The organism is Brevundimonas sp., from assembly GCF_035626535.1.
Classification (GTDB): domain Bacteria; phylum Pseudomonadota; class Alphaproteobacteria; order Caulobacterales; family Caulobacteraceae; genus Brevundimonas.
Window position 1 is genome coordinate 24,092 of the sequence record NZ_DASPNO010000040.1, and the last position, 19,710, is coordinate 43,801.

The 19,710-nt window shown below is 69.0% G+C and carries 14 protein-coding genes; 12 read left to right on the forward strand and 2 right to left on the reverse strand.

The features are described 5' to 3' along the window. Positions 1-15 precede the first annotated feature (15 nt). From VEC04_RS05755 to VEC04_RS05770, 4 genes are read left to right on the forward strand one after another with little or no spacing between them, the layout of a single operon-like run. Positions 16-1,191, forward strand: coding sequence for an efflux RND transporter periplasmic adaptor subunit (locus VEC04_RS05755; RefSeq protein ID WP_324774728.1), 1,176 nt, complete (start codon positions 16-18; stop codon positions 1,189-1,191). A 9-nt stretch (positions 1,192-1,200) separates the two neighbouring features. After that, positions 1,201-4,278 (forward strand): efflux RND transporter permease subunit, encoded by a 3,078-nt coding sequence (locus tag VEC04_RS05760; protein WP_324774730.1) that lies wholly within the window; start codon positions 1,201-1,203, stop codon positions 4,276-4,278. Between the two features lie 47 nt (positions 4,279-4,325). Continuing rightward, on the forward strand, positions 4,326-5,105 hold the full coding sequence (locus VEC04_RS05765; protein ID WP_324774732.1) for a Crp/Fnr family transcriptional regulator: 780 nt from the start codon (positions 4,326-4,328) through the stop codon (positions 5,103-5,105). Continuing rightward, positions 5,102-5,299 carry a DUF6894 family protein gene (locus VEC04_RS05770; RefSeq protein ID WP_324774734.1) on the forward strand — a complete coding sequence of 66 codons (198 nt, stop codon included), beginning with the start codon at positions 5,102-5,104 and terminating at the stop codon, positions 5,297-5,299. The genes VEC04_RS05765 and VEC04_RS05770 overlap by 4 nt, the downstream gene beginning before the upstream one ends. A gap of 124 nt (positions 5,300-5,423) precedes the next feature. Here VEC04_RS05770 and VEC04_RS05775 read toward each other — a convergent pair whose 3' ends face one another. Both VEC04_RS05775 and nhaA read right to left on the reverse strand, forming a co-directional pair. Continuing rightward, the gene (locus VEC04_RS05775; RefSeq protein ID WP_324774736.1) at positions 5,424-8,054 is read right to left on the reverse strand and encodes a TonB-dependent receptor; all 2,631 of its coding nucleotides are present in this window, start codon (positions 8,052-8,054) and stop codon (positions 5,424-5,426) included. Positions 8,055-8,288: 234 nt separating this feature from the next. Beyond that, complete coding sequence (gene nhaA / locus VEC04_RS05780; protein WP_324774738.1) at positions 8,289-9,500, reverse strand: Na+/H+ antiporter NhaA; 1,212 nt, start codon at positions 9,498-9,500, stop codon at positions 8,289-8,291. Between the two features lie 225 nt (positions 9,501-9,725). Here nhaA and VEC04_RS05785 point away from each other — a divergent pair, with 225 nt between their 5' ends. The 8 genes from VEC04_RS05785 to VEC04_RS05820 all read left to right on the forward strand — a co-directional run bounded on the left by VEC04_RS05785 (position 9,726) and on the right by VEC04_RS05820 (position 19,707). Beyond that, entirely contained in the window at positions 9,726-11,141 is a 1,416-nt protein-coding gene (locus tag VEC04_RS05785) for a protein adenylyltransferase SelO (RefSeq protein WP_324774740.1), read from the forward strand. 302 nt (positions 11,142-11,443) lie between these two features. Further along, positions 11,444-11,866 carry a DoxX family protein gene (locus tag VEC04_RS05790; protein ID WP_324774742.1) on the forward strand — a complete coding sequence of 141 codons (423 nt, stop codon included), beginning with the start codon at positions 11,444-11,446 and terminating at the stop codon, positions 11,864-11,866. A gap of 169 nt (positions 11,867-12,035) precedes the next feature. Continuing rightward, the gene (locus VEC04_RS05795) at positions 12,036-12,521 is read left to right on the forward strand and encodes a MerR family DNA-binding transcriptional regulator (protein ID WP_324774744.1); all 486 of its coding nucleotides are present in this window, start codon (positions 12,036-12,038) and stop codon (positions 12,519-12,521) included. Between the two features lie 4 nt (positions 12,522-12,525). Then, on the forward strand, positions 12,526-14,313 hold the full coding sequence (locus VEC04_RS05800) for an acyl-CoA dehydrogenase C-terminal domain-containing protein (protein ID WP_324774746.1): 1,788 nt from the start codon (positions 12,526-12,528) through the stop codon (positions 14,311-14,313). 167 nt (positions 14,314-14,480) lie between these two features. Then, positions 14,481-15,644, forward strand: coding sequence for an acyl-CoA dehydrogenase family protein (locus VEC04_RS05805; RefSeq protein ID WP_324774748.1), 1,164 nt, complete (start codon positions 14,481-14,483; stop codon positions 15,642-15,644). Between the two features lie 177 nt (positions 15,645-15,821). Continuing rightward, positions 15,822-16,586 (forward strand): 16S rRNA (uracil(1498)-N(3))-methyltransferase, encoded by a 765-nt coding sequence (locus VEC04_RS05810; protein ID WP_324774750.1) that lies wholly within the window; start codon positions 15,822-15,824, stop codon positions 16,584-16,586. Between the two features lie 96 nt (positions 16,587-16,682). Next, positions 16,683-18,044, forward strand: coding sequence for a glutamate--cysteine ligase (locus VEC04_RS05815; protein ID WP_324774752.1), 1,362 nt, complete (start codon positions 16,683-16,685; stop codon positions 18,042-18,044). Positions 18,045-18,111: 67 nt separating this feature from the next. Next, a complete protein-coding gene (locus VEC04_RS05820; RefSeq protein WP_324774754.1) occupies positions 18,112-19,707 on the forward strand; it encodes a PAS domain-containing hybrid sensor histidine kinase/response regulator in 1,596 nt (531 codons plus the stop codon). The last annotated feature ends 3 nt before the right edge of the window (positions 19,708-19,710 follow it).

Below are 19,710 nucleotides of genomic sequence, written 5' to 3' on the forward strand. Positions count from 1 at the left end.
GCATGGGGATCAGACGTGGCGAACAGACTGCAAGACACCTGGGCCGGCGCGGCCCTCCTGGCCCTGACCCTGACGCTCGCGGCCTGCAGCGGCGACGAGAAGGCCAGGGAGGCGGAGACCAAGGGCAAGGCCGGCGCGACCGGCAGCAGCCAGACGGTGACCGTGGTCGCCGCCGCGCTGCAGAACCTTCCGCGCACCGTCACCGCCTCCGGCACCATCTCGGCCTGGGAAGAGGTGCCGGTCGGCGCCGAGACCGGCGGGCTGACCGCCACCGCCGTCTATGTCGACGAGGGCCGCTACGTCCGTCAGGGCCAGCCGCTGGTCCAGCTCAACGACGCCCTGCTGCGCGCCCAGCTGCACCAGCAGCAGGCGGGGGTGCAGACCGCCGAGGCCAACGCCGCCCGCGATCAGGCGGCGCTGGGCCGGGCCCAGGAACTGAAGGAGCGCGGCTTCCTCAGCCAGGCCTCGCTGGACACCGCCCTGGCCAACCAGCGGGCGTCGGCCGCCAATCTCGCGGCGGCGCGGGCGGCGCTGTCGGAGACCCGGACCCGGGTGGCGCAGGCGACCATCCGCGCGCCCGTGTCGGGGCTGGTGATCAGCCGCAGCGTCACCCGCGGCCAGATCGTCTCGCCCGGGACCGAGCTGTTCCGCATCGTCCGCGACGGCCGGCTGGAGCTGGACGCCCAGGTGCCGGAAACGGACCTGGCTCTGGTCCGCGCCGGCCAGAGCGCCGTCATCTCGTCCGACCAGGTCGGAGAGACGACGGGGACGGTCCGCATCGTCACGCCCGAGGTCAATGCGCAGACGCGGCTGGGCGTGGCGCGCATCTCGCTGGCGGCGGGCGGAGGCTTCCGCCCCGGCATGTTCGGCCGCGCCCGCATCGACGTCGGCGCCAATCCCGCCGTCACCGTGCCGACGGCGGCGGTGCTCTATCGCGAGAACCGGCCGGGCGTTTACATCCTCGACAACGAGAGCCGCGCCCGCTTCCGGCCGGTGGTCATCGAGACCCGGGCCCGCGAGTGGACAGCGGTCGATGGCATCGAGGCGGGCGCGCGCGTGATCGTGCAGGGGGCCGGCTTCCTCGGCGAGGGCGACCGCGTGCGGGTGGTGGCTCCGGCCGCGCCGGCGCGCCGGGCGGCTCCGGCAGCGACTCCGGCCGCGGCCAGGAAATCCCCGGCCAAGGCGGGCTAGGACCGACCCATGAACAACCTCTCCGCCTGGTCCATCCGGAACCCGATCCCGGTCATCCTGCTGTTCATCGTGCTGACGATCGCCGGGATCGTCGGGTTCAACTCGATGCGGATCAACAACAACCCGGACGTCGAGTTTCCGCTGATCTACGTCGGGGCCGGACGGCCCGGAGCCGCGCCGAGCGAGCTGGAGACCCAGGTCACCCGGCTGATCGAGGACGCGGTCGCCGGGCTGGGCGGCGTGCGCCACATGGATTCGACGGTCAGCGACGGCTATTCCTCGACCTTCATCGAATTCGAGCTCGGCACCGATGTCGAGCGCGCCACCAACGACGTGCGCAACGCCATGGCCGGGCTGCGCGGCGACCTGCCCCAGGACATGCAGGAGCCGACGGTCCAGCGCATCGACATCACCGGCGACAGCCTGATCACCTATGTGGTGCAGTCCCCGACGATGAGCCCGGAGCAGCTGAGCTGGTTCGTCGACAACGACGTCAGCCGTGCCCTGCTGGCCATCCCGGGCGTCGGCGAGGTCAACCGCCAGGGCGGCGTCGACCGCGAGATCCGGGTCGAGATCGATCCGGACCGGCTGGCGGCGCTGGGCGTCACGGCGGCCCAGGTCAGCCAAGCGCTGGTCTCGGCCAACAGCGACCTGCCTGGCGGCCGGGTGACCGTTGCCGGGTCGGAACGCGCCATCCGGATTCCGGGGGCGGCGGGTTCGCTGGAGGAGCTGCGCGAGACCCGCATTCCGCTGGGCGGGGGCGAGAGCGTGCGGCTCGGCGACCTCGGCCGCGTCGAGGACGCCTGGAGCGAGCCGCGCTCGATGGCCCGGCACAACGGGCAGCAGGTCGTCACCTTCAACATGCTGCGCTCGCGCGAGGCCAGCGAGGTCAAAGTCGCCGACCGCGTGCGCGAGGTCGTGGCGGAGATGGACGAGGCCCATCCGGAGCTGGTCATTCAGCAGGTCACGGCCAATGTCGAATACATCGAGGAGAGCTACAACGCCTCGGTCGAGGCCCTGCTGATCGGAGCCGCGCTGGCGGTGCTGGTGGTGTTCGTCTTTCTGAGGGACATCCGCGCCACGATCATCGCCGCCGTGGCCCTGCCGCTGTCGCTGATTCCGACATTCGCCGTGCTGGCGGCGACGGGGCAGTCGCTGAACGGCGTGACCCTGCTGGCCCTGTCGCTGACCATCGGCATTCTCGTCGACGACGCCATCGTCGAGATCGAGAACATCGTGCGGCACATGCGCGACGGGAAGTCGCCCTATGACGCCGCCATCGAGGCCGCCGACGAGATCGGCCTTGCGGTGGTGGCCACCACCTCGACGATCATCGCCGTGTTCGCGCCGGTCGGCTTCATGCCGGGCATCATCGGCCAGTTCTTCATCGCCTTCGCCCTCGCGGCCTGCGTGGCGGTGTTCTTCTCGCTGGTCGTGGCGCGGATGCTGACGCCGCTGATGGGCGCCTATCTGCTCCGGCATTCGAAGAAGCATCACGACGCCGACCCGTTCTGGATGGCGCCCTATCTGGGCGCCCTGAAGGTGGCGCTGGGCAACCGCTGGAAGGTGTTCGCAGCGGGCACGGTGATCCTGATCGGCTCGATCTTCCTGGGCACGATGGTTCCGGCCGAGCCCTTCCCGGCCGGCGATCAGGGCCGCGCCTCGTTCAACGTCGAGCTGCCGCCGGGCGCGACGCTGCAGGAGACCGACGCCATCGTGCAGCACATGACGCAGGTGCTGTCGCAGCGGCCCGAGGTCGAGTCCGTCTACAGTTCGATCGACGTGGCCAGCGCCAATGTCGTCGCCGATCTCGTCGACAAGGGCGAGCGCCAGATGAGCCAGCAGGCGTTCGCCCGGATGATGGTGGACCAGTTCCGCGACGTCCCCGGCGCGCGGATCGGCACGGGCGGCGGCGGCGGCGGCGGACCCGGCGACGGCACCACCTACAGCCTGTCGCTGCTCAGCGACAACGGACCCGCCCTCGAGGCCGCGACGCGCGCGGTCGAGGCCGAGATGCGCAACGTCCCGGGCCTGGCCAATGTGGTCAACACCGCCTCGATCGCGCGGCCCGAGATTCTGGTGACGCCCAAGCCGGACCAGGCGGCGCTGATGGGCGTCTCGACGGGCGCCATCTCGCAGACGGTGCGGGTGGCGACGCTCGGCGACGTCGAGCAGAACCTGCCCAAATACAATCTCGGCGACCGGCAGATTCCGATCCGCCTGATGCTCAGCGAAGAGGCGCGTCAGGATCTGTCGGTGGTCGAGAACCTGCGGGTGCCGACGGCGACCGGCGCGTCGGTGCCGCTGGGCGCGGTGGCCGACATCACCTTCGGGGCCGGGCCGTCCTCGATCACCCGCCGCGACCGCTCGCGCGTGGCCACCATCACCGCCGAGCTGGAGGGCATCACCGTGGGCGAGGCCGCTCAGCGGGTGCGGGCGCTGGAGCCGGTCAAGAACCTGCCGCCGGGCGTGCGCGAGGTGCCGTCGGGCGACGCGGAGTTCCTGGCCGAGATGGTCACCGGCTTCGCCATCGCCTTCGGCTCGGGCCTGCTGCTGATGTATGCGGTGCTGGTGCTGCTGTTCAAAAGCTTCGCCTATCCGATCACCATCATGGCCGCCCTGCCCCTGGCCATCGGCGGCGCCTTCATCGGCCTGCTGCTGATGGGATCGAGCTTCTCGATCTCGTCGCTGATCGGGATCCTGATGCTGATGGGCATCGCGGCCAAGAACTCGATCCTGCTGGTCGACTATGTGGTCATGGCGCGGAAGACGGGCATGACCCGGTTCGAAGCCCTGCTCGACGCCGCCCACAAGCGGGCGCGGCCGATCATCATGACCACCGTGGCCATGGCCGCGGGCATGCTGCCGATCGCTCTGGGTCTGGGCGCCGACGTCGAGTTCCGTCAGCCGATGGCCATCGCGGTGATCGGCGGCCTGATCACCTCGACCTTCCTGTCGCTGCTGTTTATCCCGGCGATCTTCACCATCGTCGACGACGTCTCGGGCTTCTTCTCGCGGCGGATGGCGAAGATGTTCGCCAGTCAGCGGCACACGCCCGGGCGGCCGGCCCCGGCAGAGGCGGAGTAGGCGCAACGGCGGGGATCTGTCGCCAGCGGGGGCAGGCGAGCGGAGCAATGCCGGGGCTGTGGCGTTTGAAAGGGATGTCCAACCCCTTCCTTCGCAAGCTGGCGTATGGAACCGACCTCACCGCGGATGATCGCGAGTTTCTCCTCGAAGTCTCGGCGACCCCCCGGCCGGTTCCGGCCAGGACCGACCTGATCGGCGAGGGCGAGGAACCGGAAGACGTTCACCTGGTGATGTCGGGGTACGCCTGCCGCTACAAGATTCTGCCGGACGGGCGCCGGCAGATCATGGCGATCTTCGTTCCGGGGGACCTGTGCGATCTGCACGTCCAGATTCTGGGGCAGATGGACCACAGCATCGGCACCCTGTCGGACGCGACAGTCGTCGACATTCCTCCGGCGACGATCGGTCGCCTCATCGCCAACCCCCGCATCAACCGCGGGCTCTGGTGGATGACGCTCGTGGATGAGGGCACCCTGCGCGAGTGGCTCGTCAGCATGGGGCAGCGCGGCGCCAACGAGCAGATGGCGCACGTCTTCTGCGAACTGCACCTGCGTCTGCGGTCCGTGGGCCTTGCGGAGGACGACAGCTTCGATCTGCCGGGCACCCAGGAAGACCTAGCCGATCTGATGGGGATCACGCCTGTTCACGTGAACCGCACCCTCGCGGTCCTGCGCGAGAAGGGGCTGATCGAGATCGCCGGCCGACGTCTCGTCATTCCCGATGTCGGGCGGTTGCGGGCGTTTGGCGGGTTCGAGCCCAGCTATCTCCACCTGCGCGGCTGCAAGGCGCACGGAGACGTCATGCAGGAAGCCCCGGTGCTTCCGTGACCGGCCCCGCCATGCCCCGCTATTTCTTCGACACCATCGACGACGGAGTCCTGACGACGGACAGCACCGGCGTGATGCTCGCGGATCCCGACGCTGCCCGGGAGTTCTCCGTGGAAGTGCGCGACGAGTCGGGAACAGGGCTGTTCGCCGCCGAGCTGTCTTTCAGGTCGCGCCGGCTCGCCCGCGAGGCGTGAGTCAGCGCCCGGCCCCGGGGGACAGAACTCAGCGGTCGTCAATGCCGTCAGTCGCGCGCCCAAAACAAAACCGGCCGGGGTCGCCCCCGGCCGGCTCGTTCGTTTCGCCCCGGGGGCGACGCGATCAGTATTTGTAGCGCAGGGTGGCGCCGTAGGTCCGGGGCGCGCCCAGGAAGGCGTCATAGGTCTGGCTGTCGAGCGCCGGGTTGTAATAGGTGCCGTTCGGCTGGACCGTGCTCTGGAACGCCGAGCCCTGCAGGAAGGCGTTGTAGGCGACCTGGATGTACTCCTCGTCGGTCAGGTTCTGGACCCAGAACTCGGCCGTCCAGCGCTCATCCGCGCTGCCGACCATGAAGCGGCCGTTCAGCGTGGTGAAGGCGTCCTGCTGCTTGAAGGGCAGCAGGTCGGAGCCGGTGTTGTAGTCGCTCATATACTTGCCGGAGAGGCTGAAGCCCGTCCGCAGGTTGTCGCCGATGTTGCGGTCGAAATTGATCGACAGCGTGCCCGACCATTCCGGAGCGAACGACGCCCGGGCGCCCGGCAGCAGCGACAGCTGCGGGAAGTTGCCGGGGTTGGCCAGATCGGCGGCCGTGAACTCGCCGTACTCGGCGTCGGTCCAGGTCACGCCGCCCTGCAGGCTGAGGCCCTCGATCGGAGTGAACCACAGCATGTCGGCGTCGACGCCGCGCGAGACCAGTTCGGGGATCGACTCCACCACGAAGGAGGTGCCGAGGAAGGTATTGAGCTGGAAGTTCTCGAACCGCTGGTCGAAATAGGTCGCGTTCAGCAGCAGGGTGCGATCCAGCAGGGTCAGCTTGGCGCCCAGCTCGTAGCTGTCCACGACTTCCGAGGGGAAGAGCAGCGAGGCGTTGGGCGTGATGCCGGTCTGCACGCGGTCGAGGTTGTAGCCGAAGCTCTTGTAGCCGCGGGCGTACGAGGCATAGAGCATGGCCTCCGGGGTGAACCGGAATGAGCCCTTGACCGTCCCCGACAGCTCGCCGTCGCTCTCCTTCTCGGAGATCGTGCGGTTGTTATAGAAGGGGTTGGACCAGGGCAGGCACAGGCGGCCGAGGATCAGCGGCGCGTTGGCGGCGCCGATAGCCCCGGCGATGGCGGCCTGGTTGGCCAGGCCGGCGGCGCAGGTGCCCGAGGCTCCGCCGGTCGGGTTGGTCTGCAGGCCGCGCAGGCTCTTGTCGTCGAGGGTGTAGCGGAGGCCCACCGTGACGTCGAACTGCTCGGTCACCGCAAAGGTGTTGTTGGTGAAGATGGCGAACGAGTCGGACCGCTGCTCGTAGTTGTCCCGGACCGACTGACCGGCCGGGAGGGCCAGGCCGGTCGCCGCCAGCGGGCTGGGCGGCGGCATGGCGCCGCCGGTGGCCAGACAGCCCTGAATCTGGGGCGAGGTCGTGCCGGGGCGGGTGAAGCAGCCGATGATGCCCGGGCTGACCGGGAAGGCGGGAACGGCGGCGTTCAGCGCGGCGCTGAGCTGGAAGGACAGCATCGGTCCATAGTCGGCGCCGAGATAGAAGCTGTCGGCGCGGTCGATGTTCTCGGCCGTGACAAACAGACCCACCAGCCAGTCCAGACGATCCGTCTGGCCGGCCAGGCGGAATTCCTGGGTCAGGTTATCGACGCCGAAGCCGAACTCGCCGTCCTCAAGCCGGTAGGCGATGTCGGCGCCGGTGAAGTCGGCGTCCTGGCCGTTGACGAACTCCCAGTCGCGCCACGAGGTGATCGAAGTCAGGGTCGAGCCGCCGAACAGCGACGGCATGTCGATGTTGGCCTCGACCGAGATGCCCATGTCCTCGACGTCCTGGCCGGTCGAGCGGTTGGCGTAGGCCGTGCGCGAGAAGGGCAGAAGGCCGAAGCCGGGGGCCGGCGGGCGCTGGCCAGTGCCGTTCGAGAGCGCGTCGACGAACGGATAGGTCGGTCCGGTGCGGATCTGGGTGCCGACACAGCAGTATTCATCCCGGCCCGAGTAGTCGGCGATGACGCGGACCGAGGTGTTGTCGTTGGGCAGCCACAGCAGCTGGCCGCGGACGGTGCCGAAGTCCTGGTTGTTGTCGTCGGTCTCGGGACGGGGGCCGTCGCCGGTGTCGATGTCCATGAAGCCGCTGCGCAGGCGGCGGCCGGCGTAGAGGCGGAAGGCCAGGGTGTCGCTGAGCGGGCCGGTCACCGAACCCGAGGCGGCCATGGCGCCGTAGTTGCCGACGGTCAGTTCGGCGTTGAAGCCCGGCGTGAACGACGGGGCCTCGGTGATGATGTTGATGACGCCGGCCGAGGTGTTCTTGCCGAACAGCGTGCCTTGCGGGCCCTTCAGGACCTCGATGCGCTGCAGTTCGCCCAGGTCGCCGAAGCCGACCGAGTTGCGCGAGCGGTAGACGCCGTCGATGACGATCCCGACCGAGCTTTCCAGGCCGGGGTTGTCGCCGACCGTGCCGACGCCGCGGATACGCGCGGTGGTCGAGGCCTCGGACGCCGTCGAGGTGACGGTCAGGCCCGGGGTCAGGATCTGCAGGTCCTTGATGTCGCGTACGCCCGCGTCCTGAAGCACTTCCTGCGACAGGCTGGTGACCACGATCGGCACGTCCTGCAGGTTCTGCTCGCGCTTCTGAGCCGTGACGATGATGTCGTCCACGGTGGTGGCGCGGTCCTGATCGGCGTCCTGGGCCGAGGCGGCCCCGGCGAAGCCGAACACCACTGCGCCGACGACGGCCGCCGACGCAGTGGTGCGAAGAAGGTTGGTAAGGCGCATGGTCGCTCCCCGACATGGGCCGGGGTTCCCGTATGGAACGGGGTGCCGCGGCGTTTCCTGATCCCTGGCCCGCGCCCTTCTTGCGGAGCGCGGAAACTCCAGCATTCGGGGTAATCCAAGCCGGACTCCGCCACAAGCATCGCGGCCCGGAGCGGCCCTATTTCAGCCATGCCGCAAGCCTGACTGTGACGCAAAAGCGACAGAAATCGCTGACCTTAGGTCAATATTCACCCCCTAATCGGCAGTATCCGCGCCTTGGTCGGCCAATTCCTTGCGCCGCCGGCCAGCAATCGCCAGCACGGCCGCGCCTGCGACCGCTGACAGGAACGACCCCCCCAGCACGCCCAGCTTGACCTCGACCTGCTGCGGCGAGTCGATGGCGCCGGGGAAGGCCAGAACGCCGATGAACAGGCTCATGGTGAAACCAACGCCGCACAGCAGGCTGACGCCGTAGAGCTCCAGCCAGGTGGCGCCGGTGGGTCGGCGGCCGACCTTCAGGGCCGACGCGAGCCAGGCCGCCCCGAAGACGCCGATCTGCTTGCCGATGAACAGGCCCAGCGCCACGGCGATGACCAGCGGCGCGAACATCTGCTCCAGCGAGAGGCCGCCGAAGCTTACGCCGGCCTTGGCGAAGGCGAACAGGGGCAGGACCAGATAGGCGACATAGGGGTGGAGGTCGTGCATCGCCTCCTTGAGCGGACTCTGCCTGTCGCAGCGCCGGTCGTCGACGGGCACGATGGCGGCGAAGGCCACCGCGGTCAGCGACGTCGACAGGCCGGAGAGCACGGTCAGGTACCAGACCAGACCGAAGCCGAGCACCCAGAACGGCGCCGGCACCTTGCGCAGACGCGCCAGCACGCCGCCGACGAGTAGCAGGCCCACGACCCAGACCAGCGGCTGCCACTCGACGCCGCTGGAGAACAGGGCCGCGATGAGGGCGATGGCGCCGAGGTCGTCGACGATGGCGAGCGTGAGCAGGAAGACCCTGAGCGAGGACGGCAGCTTTCGCGCCGCGACGGCGAAGACGGCGAGGGCGAAAGCGATGTCGGTCGCCAGCGGGATGGGCCAGCCGCCGTGCGGGCCGCCGGCGGCGCCGGAGACGGCCAGATAGACGAGGGCCGGCGCGACCATGCCGCCCAGAGCCGCCAGCACCGGCGTCGCCAGTTTTTTCGGATCGCTGAGCTCGCCCCTGAGAATCTCGTATTTGATCTCCAGCCCGACGACGAGGAAGAAGATGGCCATCAGGCCTTCCTTGATCCACTCGGAGATCGACAGTTCGAGCAGCAGCGGGCCGACCTGCAGCACGTGTTCGCTCTTCAGCCAGGCGAAATAGGTCGGGGACAGCGGCGAATTGGCGACGATCAGCGCCGCCAGGGCGGCGAGGCCGAGCACCGCGCCCGAGGCGGCCTCGGTCTTGAGGAAGTCGAGAGTGATCTTGCGCGCCACGGCGGGCCTCCGGGTTGGAAGGGTCTGTCGTGGCGCCCGGTTATCGACGGGCGCCGGACCGGGTTCGCGCCGCGATGCGGGCGCCGGCCTGGCCCCGGGGCGCCGTGAACGACGGAGGGGCCTGATCTCTGCGGAGACAATACGGCGCGGGCGCGGAGGTTCAAGACGCCGCGGAAACGTACCGCGCCGGTTGCTCTCGGCGGCTCAAGACCGCATCTGGCCTCCATGCCCCCCTCCCCCGCCTACCGTCCCGAGCCGCGCTTCTTCGATCTGGGGGAGGAGTATGGCGACGCCGTGCGGGCGGCGGACTTCCCCGAGACCCGGCTGCGCTTCCGCAACGACCGGGCCGCGGCGACGGTCGGACTGGAGACGCTGACGGATGCGGAATGGATCGCCCATTTCGGCCGGTTCGAGCCGTTGCCGAGCCAGCCGGGGCCGGTGGCGATGCGCTATCACGGGCATCAGTTCCGCACCTACAATCCCGATCTGGGCGACGGGCGGGGGTTCCTGGCGGCGCAGCTGCGCGCCGGCGACGGCCGGTTGCTGGATCTCGGCACGAAAGGCTCGGGGCAGACGCCGTGGTCGCGGGGCGCGGACGGGCGGCTGACGCTGAAGGGCGGCGTGCGCGAGGTGCTGGCGGCGGAGATGCTGGAGACGCTCGGCGCGCCCACCAGCCGGGCGTTCTCGCTGATCGAGACCGGCGAGGCTCTGGAGCGCGGCGACGAGCCCTCTCCCACCCGCTCGGCGGTGCTGGTGCGGCTGTCGCACAGCCACATCCGCTTCGGCACCTTCCAGCGGGCGGCCTACATCGGCCGACCGGACATGATCGAGGCGCTGATCGAGCACGCGCGGTCACTCTACCACCCGGGCGTCGCCAGCGGAGACACGCCGGGCTTCCTGCGCGCGGTGGTCGAGGCGTCGGCCCGGCTGACGGCGCGATGGATCGCCGCCGGCTTCGTGCACGGGGTGCTCAACACCGACAATCTGAACGTCACCGGCGAAAGCTTCGACTACGGGCCGTGGCGATTCCTGCCGCACTATGAGCCGGGATTCACGGCGGCCTATTTCGACCAGTTCGGGCTGTATGCCTTCGCGCGCCAGCCGGAGGCGGTGTTCTGGGCCCTGACCCAGTTGGGCGGGGCGCTGAAGCTGGTGGCGGACGCGGAGCCGCTGACCGGGGCGCTGAACGGGTTCGGCCCGGCCTATGTCCGCGAGCTGCGGGCGGCTTTTCTGGCCCGGCTGGGCGTGTCGAGTCTGGGCGAGGCGGCGGACCAGAGGCTGCTGGACACGACGCTGGCGCTGCTGCGCGAGGGCGGCGAGGCGCTGCGCTGGGAGCCGCTGTTCTTCGACTGGTTCGGCGGCTTCGCCTCGTCGGCGCGGGCGCTCGGCGGGCCGCGCGGCAGGCTCTATCAGGGCGAGGCGTTCGACGCCTTCCGCTTCGCCCTGTTCGAGCACGAGCCGGACCGGCCCGAGCGGCTGGAGCATGCGGTGTTCGCCGCGCCGGAGCCCGAGGAGATGCTGATCGACGAGGTCGAGGCGATCTGGGCCGCGATCGACACGGGCGACGACTGGGGGCCGTTCCACGCCAAGCTGGAGCGGCTGGCCAGGGCCCGCGAGGCGTGGAGCCTGACCGGCTGCTGACAGCAGGCTGGCAGCAGCGTGGCGGTATGGATGATGCCGCCGGCGCTGGCCGGCTCCTCCCCGGAAGGCCCTTCGCCGTGCCACCCCTGATCTGTTCGCGCCGCCGCGCTCTTAAGACGCCCGAAACCGCTGCCGCATTACAAGGATTTATGAATACGGCCACGCTTTGGCCGCGGGGCTCTCGCAGAAGGCGGTCACGGATGGTTACGGTCTCGCTTCGCGCCCTTGCGGACAGGCTGGGCCGTTCCAACCTCGCCACTGTTGCCAATCAAAAGAGCGCCGCTCCCCCGGCGTCCCCTAAAATGACTTCTCAGGTTCTCACTCCCGCCCGCTCGCGCCTCGCCGCGAGCTACCGCAATCTGACGCTCTGGACGCTGCAGGGCTGGCTGGCGATGTTCTTCATCGCCGCCGGCTACGCCAAGCTGAGCGAGCCGATGACCAATCTGGTCGAGCTGATGCGCTGGCCGGCGCTGGTCGAGGCGAACATGGTGCGCGGCCTCGGCGTCGCCGAGATCGTGCTCGCCGTGCTGATCCTCGCGCCGCTGGTGTCGTGGAAGCACGGCCGGCCGCTGCTGGTCACCGCCGCCGCCGGCCTGCTGGCGCTGGAGACAATCATGCTGGGCGTGCACGCCCTCGGCCTCGAGGGTGGCTTGGCGCTGACCAATCTGGTGCTGATCGCCATGACCGCGCCGGTGCTGTGGTATCGGGCCCGCGAAGTGCGCTGACGCGCGAGGCAACGGGCAGCAGGCAGCAGGGTCGCCGAGCCCTTGAATGCCGCCTGAGGGAGACGCCAGCCAATGTCGTCTCCCTTTTTGCTGCCTGTTGCCTGTTGCCTGTTGCCTCGCCTCAATCCTTCCCTTTACGTGCACGTCAAGTTCGGTCTAGAACTGCCGCATGGCGACCGCCGACGATCATCGCACCTATTCGATCCGCCAGCTGTGCCGCGAGTTCGGGGCGACGGCGCGGGCGCTGCGCTTCTACGAGGACAAGGGGCTGCTGACCCCGGCGCGGAAAGGGCAGACGCGGGTCTATGACGCGCGCGACCGGGCCCGGTTGAAGCTGATCCTGCGGGGACGCCGCATCGGCTTCTCGCTGCAGGAGATCCAGGAGATGCTGGATCTCTACGACCACGACAACCACAACGCCCATCAGATGGCCGTCGCCCTGCGCCGACACCGGGCTCAGATCGCCGCGCTGAAGCAGCAGCGTGAGGACCTCGACGCGGCCATCGAGACCGCCGAGGAGGCCTGCGCCGTGATGGAGCGCAAGCTGGCCGAGCACCGTCCGGACCTGCTGCCGGGGGCCGAGGAATACGCCTCGCTGCTGCGCGAGCGGCTGAACCCTGACAACCACCACCAGCCTTTCAAAGCGAGAGCGTAACTCCATGGCCTACAAGGCGCCTGTCCGCGACCTGACGTTCATCCTGAACGAGGTGCTGGAGATCGACCGCTACGCCAACCAGCCCGGATTCGCCGACGTGTCGTCGGAACTGGTCGGCCAGATCCTCGAGGAAGGCGCCAAATTCGCCGAGGAGGTCATCGCCCCGCTGAACCGGGTCGGCGATCTGGAAGGCTGCAAATGGGATGACGGCAAGGTCACCGGCCCGACCGGCTGGAAGGAGGCCTATCAGCAGATGGTCGCCGCCGGCTGGCCGGGGCTGAGCTCCGACCCGGAATACGGCGGCCAGGGCATGCCCTCGATCGTCGGCATGGCGTTCGGGCAGATGACGGCCGCGGCCAGCGCCGCCTTCTCGATGTATCCGGGCCTGACCCACGGCTGCTACGAGGCGCTGCACGCCAACGGCTCGGACGAGCAAAAGGCGACCTATCTGCCGAAGCTGGCCACCGGCGAGTGGGGCGGCACCATGAACCTGACCGAGCCGCAGTGCGGCACCGATCTGGGCATGATCCGCACCAAGGCGGTCCCGAACGGCGACGGCAGCTATTCGATCACCGGGCAGAAGATCTGGATCAGCTCGGGCGAGCACGATTTCACCGACAACATCATCCATCTGGTGCTGGCCCGGATCGAGGGCGCCCCGGCCGGGATCAAGGGCATCAGCCTGTTCGTCGTGCCGAAGTATTTCGTCACCGAAGACGGCGGCGTGGGCGAGCGCAACGAAGGCGTCGGCTGCGCCGGGCTCGAGCACAAGATGGGCATCCACGGCAACGCCACCTGCGTCATGGCCTATGACGGCGCCAAGGGCTGGCTGGTCGGCCAGGAGAACAAGGGCATGGCGGCGATGTTCGTCATGATGAACGAGGCCCGCCTCGGCACCGGCCTCCAGGGGCTGTCGATCGGCACGGCCGCCTATCAGGCGGCGGCGGAGTTCGCCAGGGACCGGCTGCAGGGCCGCTCGCTGACCGGACCGAAGAACCCGGACGGCCCGGCCGATCCGATCATCGTCCACCCCGACGTGCGGCGCATGCTGATGGAGGCGAAGGCCTTCGTCGAAGGCGGCCAGGCCTTCATCCTGTGGACCGCGCTACAGGCCGATCTGCAGCGCTCGGAAGACGAGGCGGTGGCGACGAAGGCGCGCGACTACATGGGCCTGATCACACCGGTGCTGAAGGCCTATCTGACCGACAAGGGCTTCCACGCCGCGTCGCTGGCCATGCAGGTGCACGGCGGCAGCGGCTACACCGAGCATTTTCCGGCCAGTCAGTATCTGCGCGATGCGCGGATCACCATGATCTACGAGGGGGCCAACGGCATCCAGGCGCTGGATCTGGTCGGGCGCAAGCTGCCGGCCAACGGCGGGCGGGCGATCATGACCTGGTTCGCCGAGATCGACGCCTTCACCACCCAGTACGGCGGGGACGAGGGGACGGTGAAGCCGTTCATCGACGGCCTGACCGACGCCAAGAAGAAGCTGCAGGAGGCCACCATGTGGCTGATGCAGAACGGCATGCAGAACCCGGACAACGCGGGGGCGGCGAGCACCGACTATCTGAACATCTTCGGCCTGACGGCGCTGGCCTATGTCTGGGCGCAGATGGCGATCGCGGCGCAGAAGGCGGTGGACGGCGGACCGAGCGATCCGTTCTACGCCAACAAGCTGGCCACCGGCCGCTATTTCGTCGAGCGCATCCTGCCGGACGCGGGGGCGCATCTGGCCAAGCTGAAGAGCGGGGCGGATGTGCTGATGGCCCTGCCGGCGGAGGCGTTCTGATCTGATTTTCTCCCTCCCCGGGCGGGGAGGGTGGTCGGCGCGTCAGCGACGACCGGGTGGGGCGGGCCGGTCCTTCAGGACGTGGGGCCCGCGTCATCGAGCCGTCCCCACCCGGTCGCTTCGCGACCACCCTCCCCGGGACGGGGAGGGAAAAGGCGAGTGTCACCATGAACGTCCTCAACGTCCCCGAACCCGACTTCATGCAGGAAGAGGAGATCAGCCTCTTCTCGGACAGCGTCGGCAAATGGATCGACGAGCATGCGCCGCCTGAGAGGGTGCAGGAGTGGATCGCCAACTCCTCGGTGCCGCGCGAGCTGTGGACGCAGGCCGGGGAGGCGGGGCTGCTGGGGCTGTCGATGCCGGAGGAATACGGCGGCATCGGCGGGGACTACCGGCACGAGGTGGTGCTGATGCGCCAGCTGGGCTGGAAGGGCGCGGACCATTTCGGCATCTCGCTGCACAACGCCATCGTCGCCCCCTACATCTGGCACTACGGCACCGAGGAGCAGAAGCAGCGCTGGCTGCCGCGGCTGGCTTCGGGCGAGCTGGTCGGGGCCATCGCCATGACCGAGCCGGGTGCGGGCTCGGACCTGCAGGGGGTCAAGACCACCGCCATCAAACAGGGCAACCAGTATGTGGTGAACGGGTCCAAGACCTTCATCACCAACGGCCAGCTGGCGAACTTCGTCATCGTCGTGGCCAAGACCGACCCGGCCGAGGGAGCGAAGGGCACCAGCCTGATCGTGGTCGAGACAGACGGCGCGGAAGGCTTCGAGCGCGGCCGGAACCTGCACAAGATCGGCATGGAGGGGAACGACACCTCCGAGCTGTTCTTCAACGAGGTGAAGGTCCCGGGCGAGAACATCATCGGCGGCGGCGAGGGCCAGGGCTTTATCCAGCTGATGCAGCAGCTGCCGCAGGAGCGGCTGAACATCGCCGTGCAGGGAGTGGCGGCGGCGGAGCGCGGGCTGAGCGAGACACTGGCCTACGTCAAGGAGCGCAAGGCGTTCGGCAAGCGGGTGATCGACTTCCAGAACACTCAGTTCAAACTGGCCGAGGTGAAGACCAAGCTGACGGTGGCCAAGGTGTTCGTCGACCACTGCCTGGGCCTGCACCTGCAGGGCAGGCTGGACGCCGCCACCGCCTCGATGGCCAAATACTGGGTCACGGACATCCAGGGCGAGGTCATCGACGAGATGCTGCAGCTGCACGGCGGCTACGGCTACATGAACGAGTATCCGATCGCCCAGCTGTACAAGGACGCGCGGGTGCAGCGGATCTACGGCGGAACGAACGAGATCATGAAGCTGCTGATCGCGCGGACGCTCTGACACTCTCCAAGACCGTCACCCTCGGGCTCGACCCGAGGGCCAGACGTTCCGCAGCTCGGTGTCGATAACCTCGCACCGGCCGTTGAGCCGTCCCGACCACGACCGCGCACCGGACGGTCTGATCCTCGGGTCACGCCCGAGGATGACGGAGGGGGCGCGGATGGGTAATTGCCAACCATGATCCGCCTCCACGTCCCCCAGCCCCTGTCCGCCGGCGCGGCGATCCTGCCGACGCTGGATCAGTCGCGGTATCTGACGCAGGTGATGCGGCTGAAGGCGGGGGACGCCCTGCTGGTGTTCAACGGCGCCGACGGCGAGTGGCGGTGTGTGATCGCAGAGGCGCTCAAGAAGGGCGTGGTGCTGAAGGCCGAGGAACAGATTCGGCCGCAGACCACCGTTCCGGACGTGCATCTGCTGATCGCGGTGGTGAAGAAGGCGGCGCTGGAGTTCGCGGTCGAGAAGGCCACCGAGCTGGGGGCGGCGCGGATCGGGCTGGTGACGACGCGGCGGACGCAGGGCGACCGGGTGCGGATGGACCGGCTGGAGGCCATCGCGGTCGAGAGCGCAGAACAGACCGGACGGCTGGACGTGCCGGCGATCGACCTGCCGGTGAAGCTGGAGGCGCTGCTGGACGGCTGGGACGCGTCGCGGCGGCTGATGTTCTGCGACGAGACGGGCGGGGCGCCGGCGATGACGGCTCTCGCGTCGGCCGCCCCCTCCACCGCTTCACGGTCCCCCTCCCCCGGCGGGGGAGGAACGGGTGAACCCTGGGCCATACTGATCGGGCCGGAGGGCGGGTTCGCGCCGGAGGAGCGGGCGCGGCTGAGGGCCCTGCCCTTCACCGCGGCGGTGTCGCTGGGGCCGCGGGTGCTGCGGGCGGATACGGCGGCGACGGCGGCGCTGACCCTGTGGCAGGCGGCGGTCGGCGACTGGGAACGGTAGACCCAAGGCGGCCTTATCCATGCCGCAGCAGATTGGGGCTTGAGCGGGGCCGTTCGCCCGCCCATCTAGCGGCGACAAGAGGGGCTGGAACACCGCATGGCCGACGCCGAACCGCTGACCCGCGAAGACCTGATCGGCGCCATGTCGAAGGGGTCCAAGCCCAAGTCCGAATGGCGCATCGGCGCCGAGCACGAGAAATTCGGCTTCGACAAGTCGACGCTGCGGCGGCCCGAATACGACGGGCCGACCGGCATCAAGGCCATGCTGGAAGGCCTGACCCGCTTCGGCTGGCGGCAGGTGTACGAGGGCGACCATGTCATCGCCCTCGAGCGCGAGAACAGCGAGGGCTACACGGCCTCGATCTCGCTGGAGCCGGGCGGGCAATTCGAGCTGTCGGGCGCGCCGCTGCCGGACGTGCACGAGATCTGCAACGAGACCGGCCAGCACCTGATGGAGGTCAAGCAGGTCGCCGACCAGCTGAACCTCGGCTTCCTCGGGGCCGGCTTCGATCCGCTGTGGCGGCGCGAGGACGTGCCGGTGATGCCCAAGGGGCGCTACGACATCATGCGCGCCTATATGCCGAAGCGCGGCTCGCTGGGCCTCGACATGATGCTGCGCACCTGCACCATCCAGGCCAATCTCGACTTCGACGGCGAGGCGGACATGGTGGCCAAGTTCCGCACCTCGCTGGCGCTGCAGCCGGTCGCGACGGCGCTGTTCGCCTGTTCGCCGTTCACGGAAGGCAAGCCGAACGGCTTCCTGAGCGCCCGCGCCAACGTCTGGACCGACACCGATCCGGACCGCACCGGCATGCTGGATTTCGTGTTCGAGGACGGCTTCGGCTTCGAGCGCTATGCGGATTATGCGCTCGACACGCCGATGTATTTCGCCAAGCGCGACGGCCGCTATGTCGACCTGTCGGGCCAGTCGTTCCGCGCCTTCATGGACGGGAAGCTGGACGCGCTGCCGGGCGAACGGGCGACGAGGAAGGACTGGGGCGACCACCTGACCACCCTGTTCCCCGAGGTACGGCTGAAGTCCTATCTGGAGATGCGCGGCGCCGACGGCGGACCGTGGAGCCGCATCTGCGGCTTGCCAGCGCTGTGGGCCGGCGTCCTGTACGACGCGCCGTCGCTGGCGGCGGCCTGGGACCTGGTCAAGAACTGGGACATCGCCGATCACGAACGGCTGCGCCGCGACGTCACCCGGCTGGGACTCAAGGCCGAGGTGGCCGGACGCTCGGTGCGCGAGGTGGCCGTCGATCTGGTCGACATCGCCAAGCATGGGTTGAAGAACCGCGCCCGCTTCTCGGGCGGAATGGTCGACGAGCGCGGCTATCTGTCGGAGCTGGAGGACATCGCCGACAGCGGCGTCACGCCCGCCGACCGCCTGCTGGAGTTGTACCACGGCGACTGGCATGGCGACGTCGGACGCATTTATCGCGACTTCGCCTACTGAACGGCAATGCGGCCTTAACCCGAACCGGGTTATGCCTGCTCGTTCGGAGGCGGAGGCGAATACCAGCATGAGTTGCAGCGCGGTCGCCGCCCTGTACGACGGCGCCGGTCTCGCCGGCGATGACGCGGAACTGGCGCGGTTCTTCGACGTCTCGCTCGACCTGCTCGTCATTCGCGATCTCGAGGGGCGGGTCGTCAGGGTCAGCCAGTCCTGGCAGACCGCGCTGGGCTATACGCCCGAGGAAATGCAGGGAACCCTCCTGTTGCGGCTGGTCCACCCCGACGACATGCCGGCGACGCGGCAGAGCGTGCTCGAGGTGGAGAACCGCAAGCCCGGCGATCCGGTGCTGGGCCAGATCAACCGCTACCGTCACAAGGACGGCAACTACCGCACCCTGGAATGGCGGGCGCAACGGTTCGGCGACCGCATCTACGGCGTGGCGCGGGACGTCACCGACCGGGTCGCGGCCGAACAGACCCTGCGCGACGCCATGGCCGCGGCCGAGGCCGCCAACCGGGCCAAGTCCGACTTCCTCGCGAATATGAGCCATGAGATCCGCACCCCGCTGAACGGGGTGATCGGGATCGTCGACGCGCTGTCGCGCACGCCGATGTCCGCCGAGCAGGCGGAGATGGTGGGACTGATCCGCAGTTCCGGCCATACGCTGGAACGACTGGTCTCGGACATCCTCGATGTCTCCAAGATCGAGGCCGGGCAGCTCGATCTGGAATGCCGGCCGTTCGATCTCGAGGAGGCGCTGGAGCCGCTGGCTATGATGCGGGCCCGGGCCGGGGACAAGGGGCTGGCCTTCCACGTCCGCCGCTCGCCGGAAGCGCGGGGCGTGTTCATGGGCGACAGCACGCGGATCCGGCAGGTGCTCGGCAACCTGCTGTCGAACGCAGTCAAATTCACCGCTGAGGGCGCGGTGTCGGTCTCGGTCGAGGTCTGGTCCGAGGACCCGGAGGGGCTGGGCGACGCCCATTGGCTGGCCCTGACCGTCGAGGATACCGGAGTAGGCTTCGGCTCCGCCCACGCGGCGCGGCTCTTCGACCGCTTCAACCAGGCCGACAGCACCATCACCCGCCGGTTCGGGGGCACCGGCCTGGGCCTGTCGATCTGCCGGTCGCTGGTCGAGATGATGGGCGGCCAGATCGAGGCCCGCTCCACGCCCGGCGTCGGGAGCCGGTTCCGCTTCGTCCTGCCGCTGAACCGGGCCGGCAGCCTCGCCGACTACGACGCCCGCAAGCCCGACGCCGCGGCCCCGGGCTCGCCGAAGCCCGGGCGGACCCTGCGGGTGCTGCTGGCCGAGGACCACCCGACCAACCAGCGCGTGGTGCAGCTGATCCTGGCCAGCCAGGGTGCCGAGGTGGTGATCGCCGGCGACGGCGCCGAGGCGGTCGCGGCCTTCAAGGCGGGGCCGTTCGACGTGGTGCTGATGGACATGCAGATGCCGGTCATGGACGGGCTGACGGCGACGCGGGAGATCCGCGCCCATGAAGCCGCCAGCCCGGGCCTGGCGCGGACGCCGGTGGTGATGCTGAGCGCCAACGCCATGGCCGAGCACCGCGAGGACGCGCTGGCGGCCGGGGCGGACAGCCATGTCGCCAAGCCGATCACCGCCGCCAGCCTGCTGGCCGGCATCGAGGCGGTGATCGGATCCTAGACG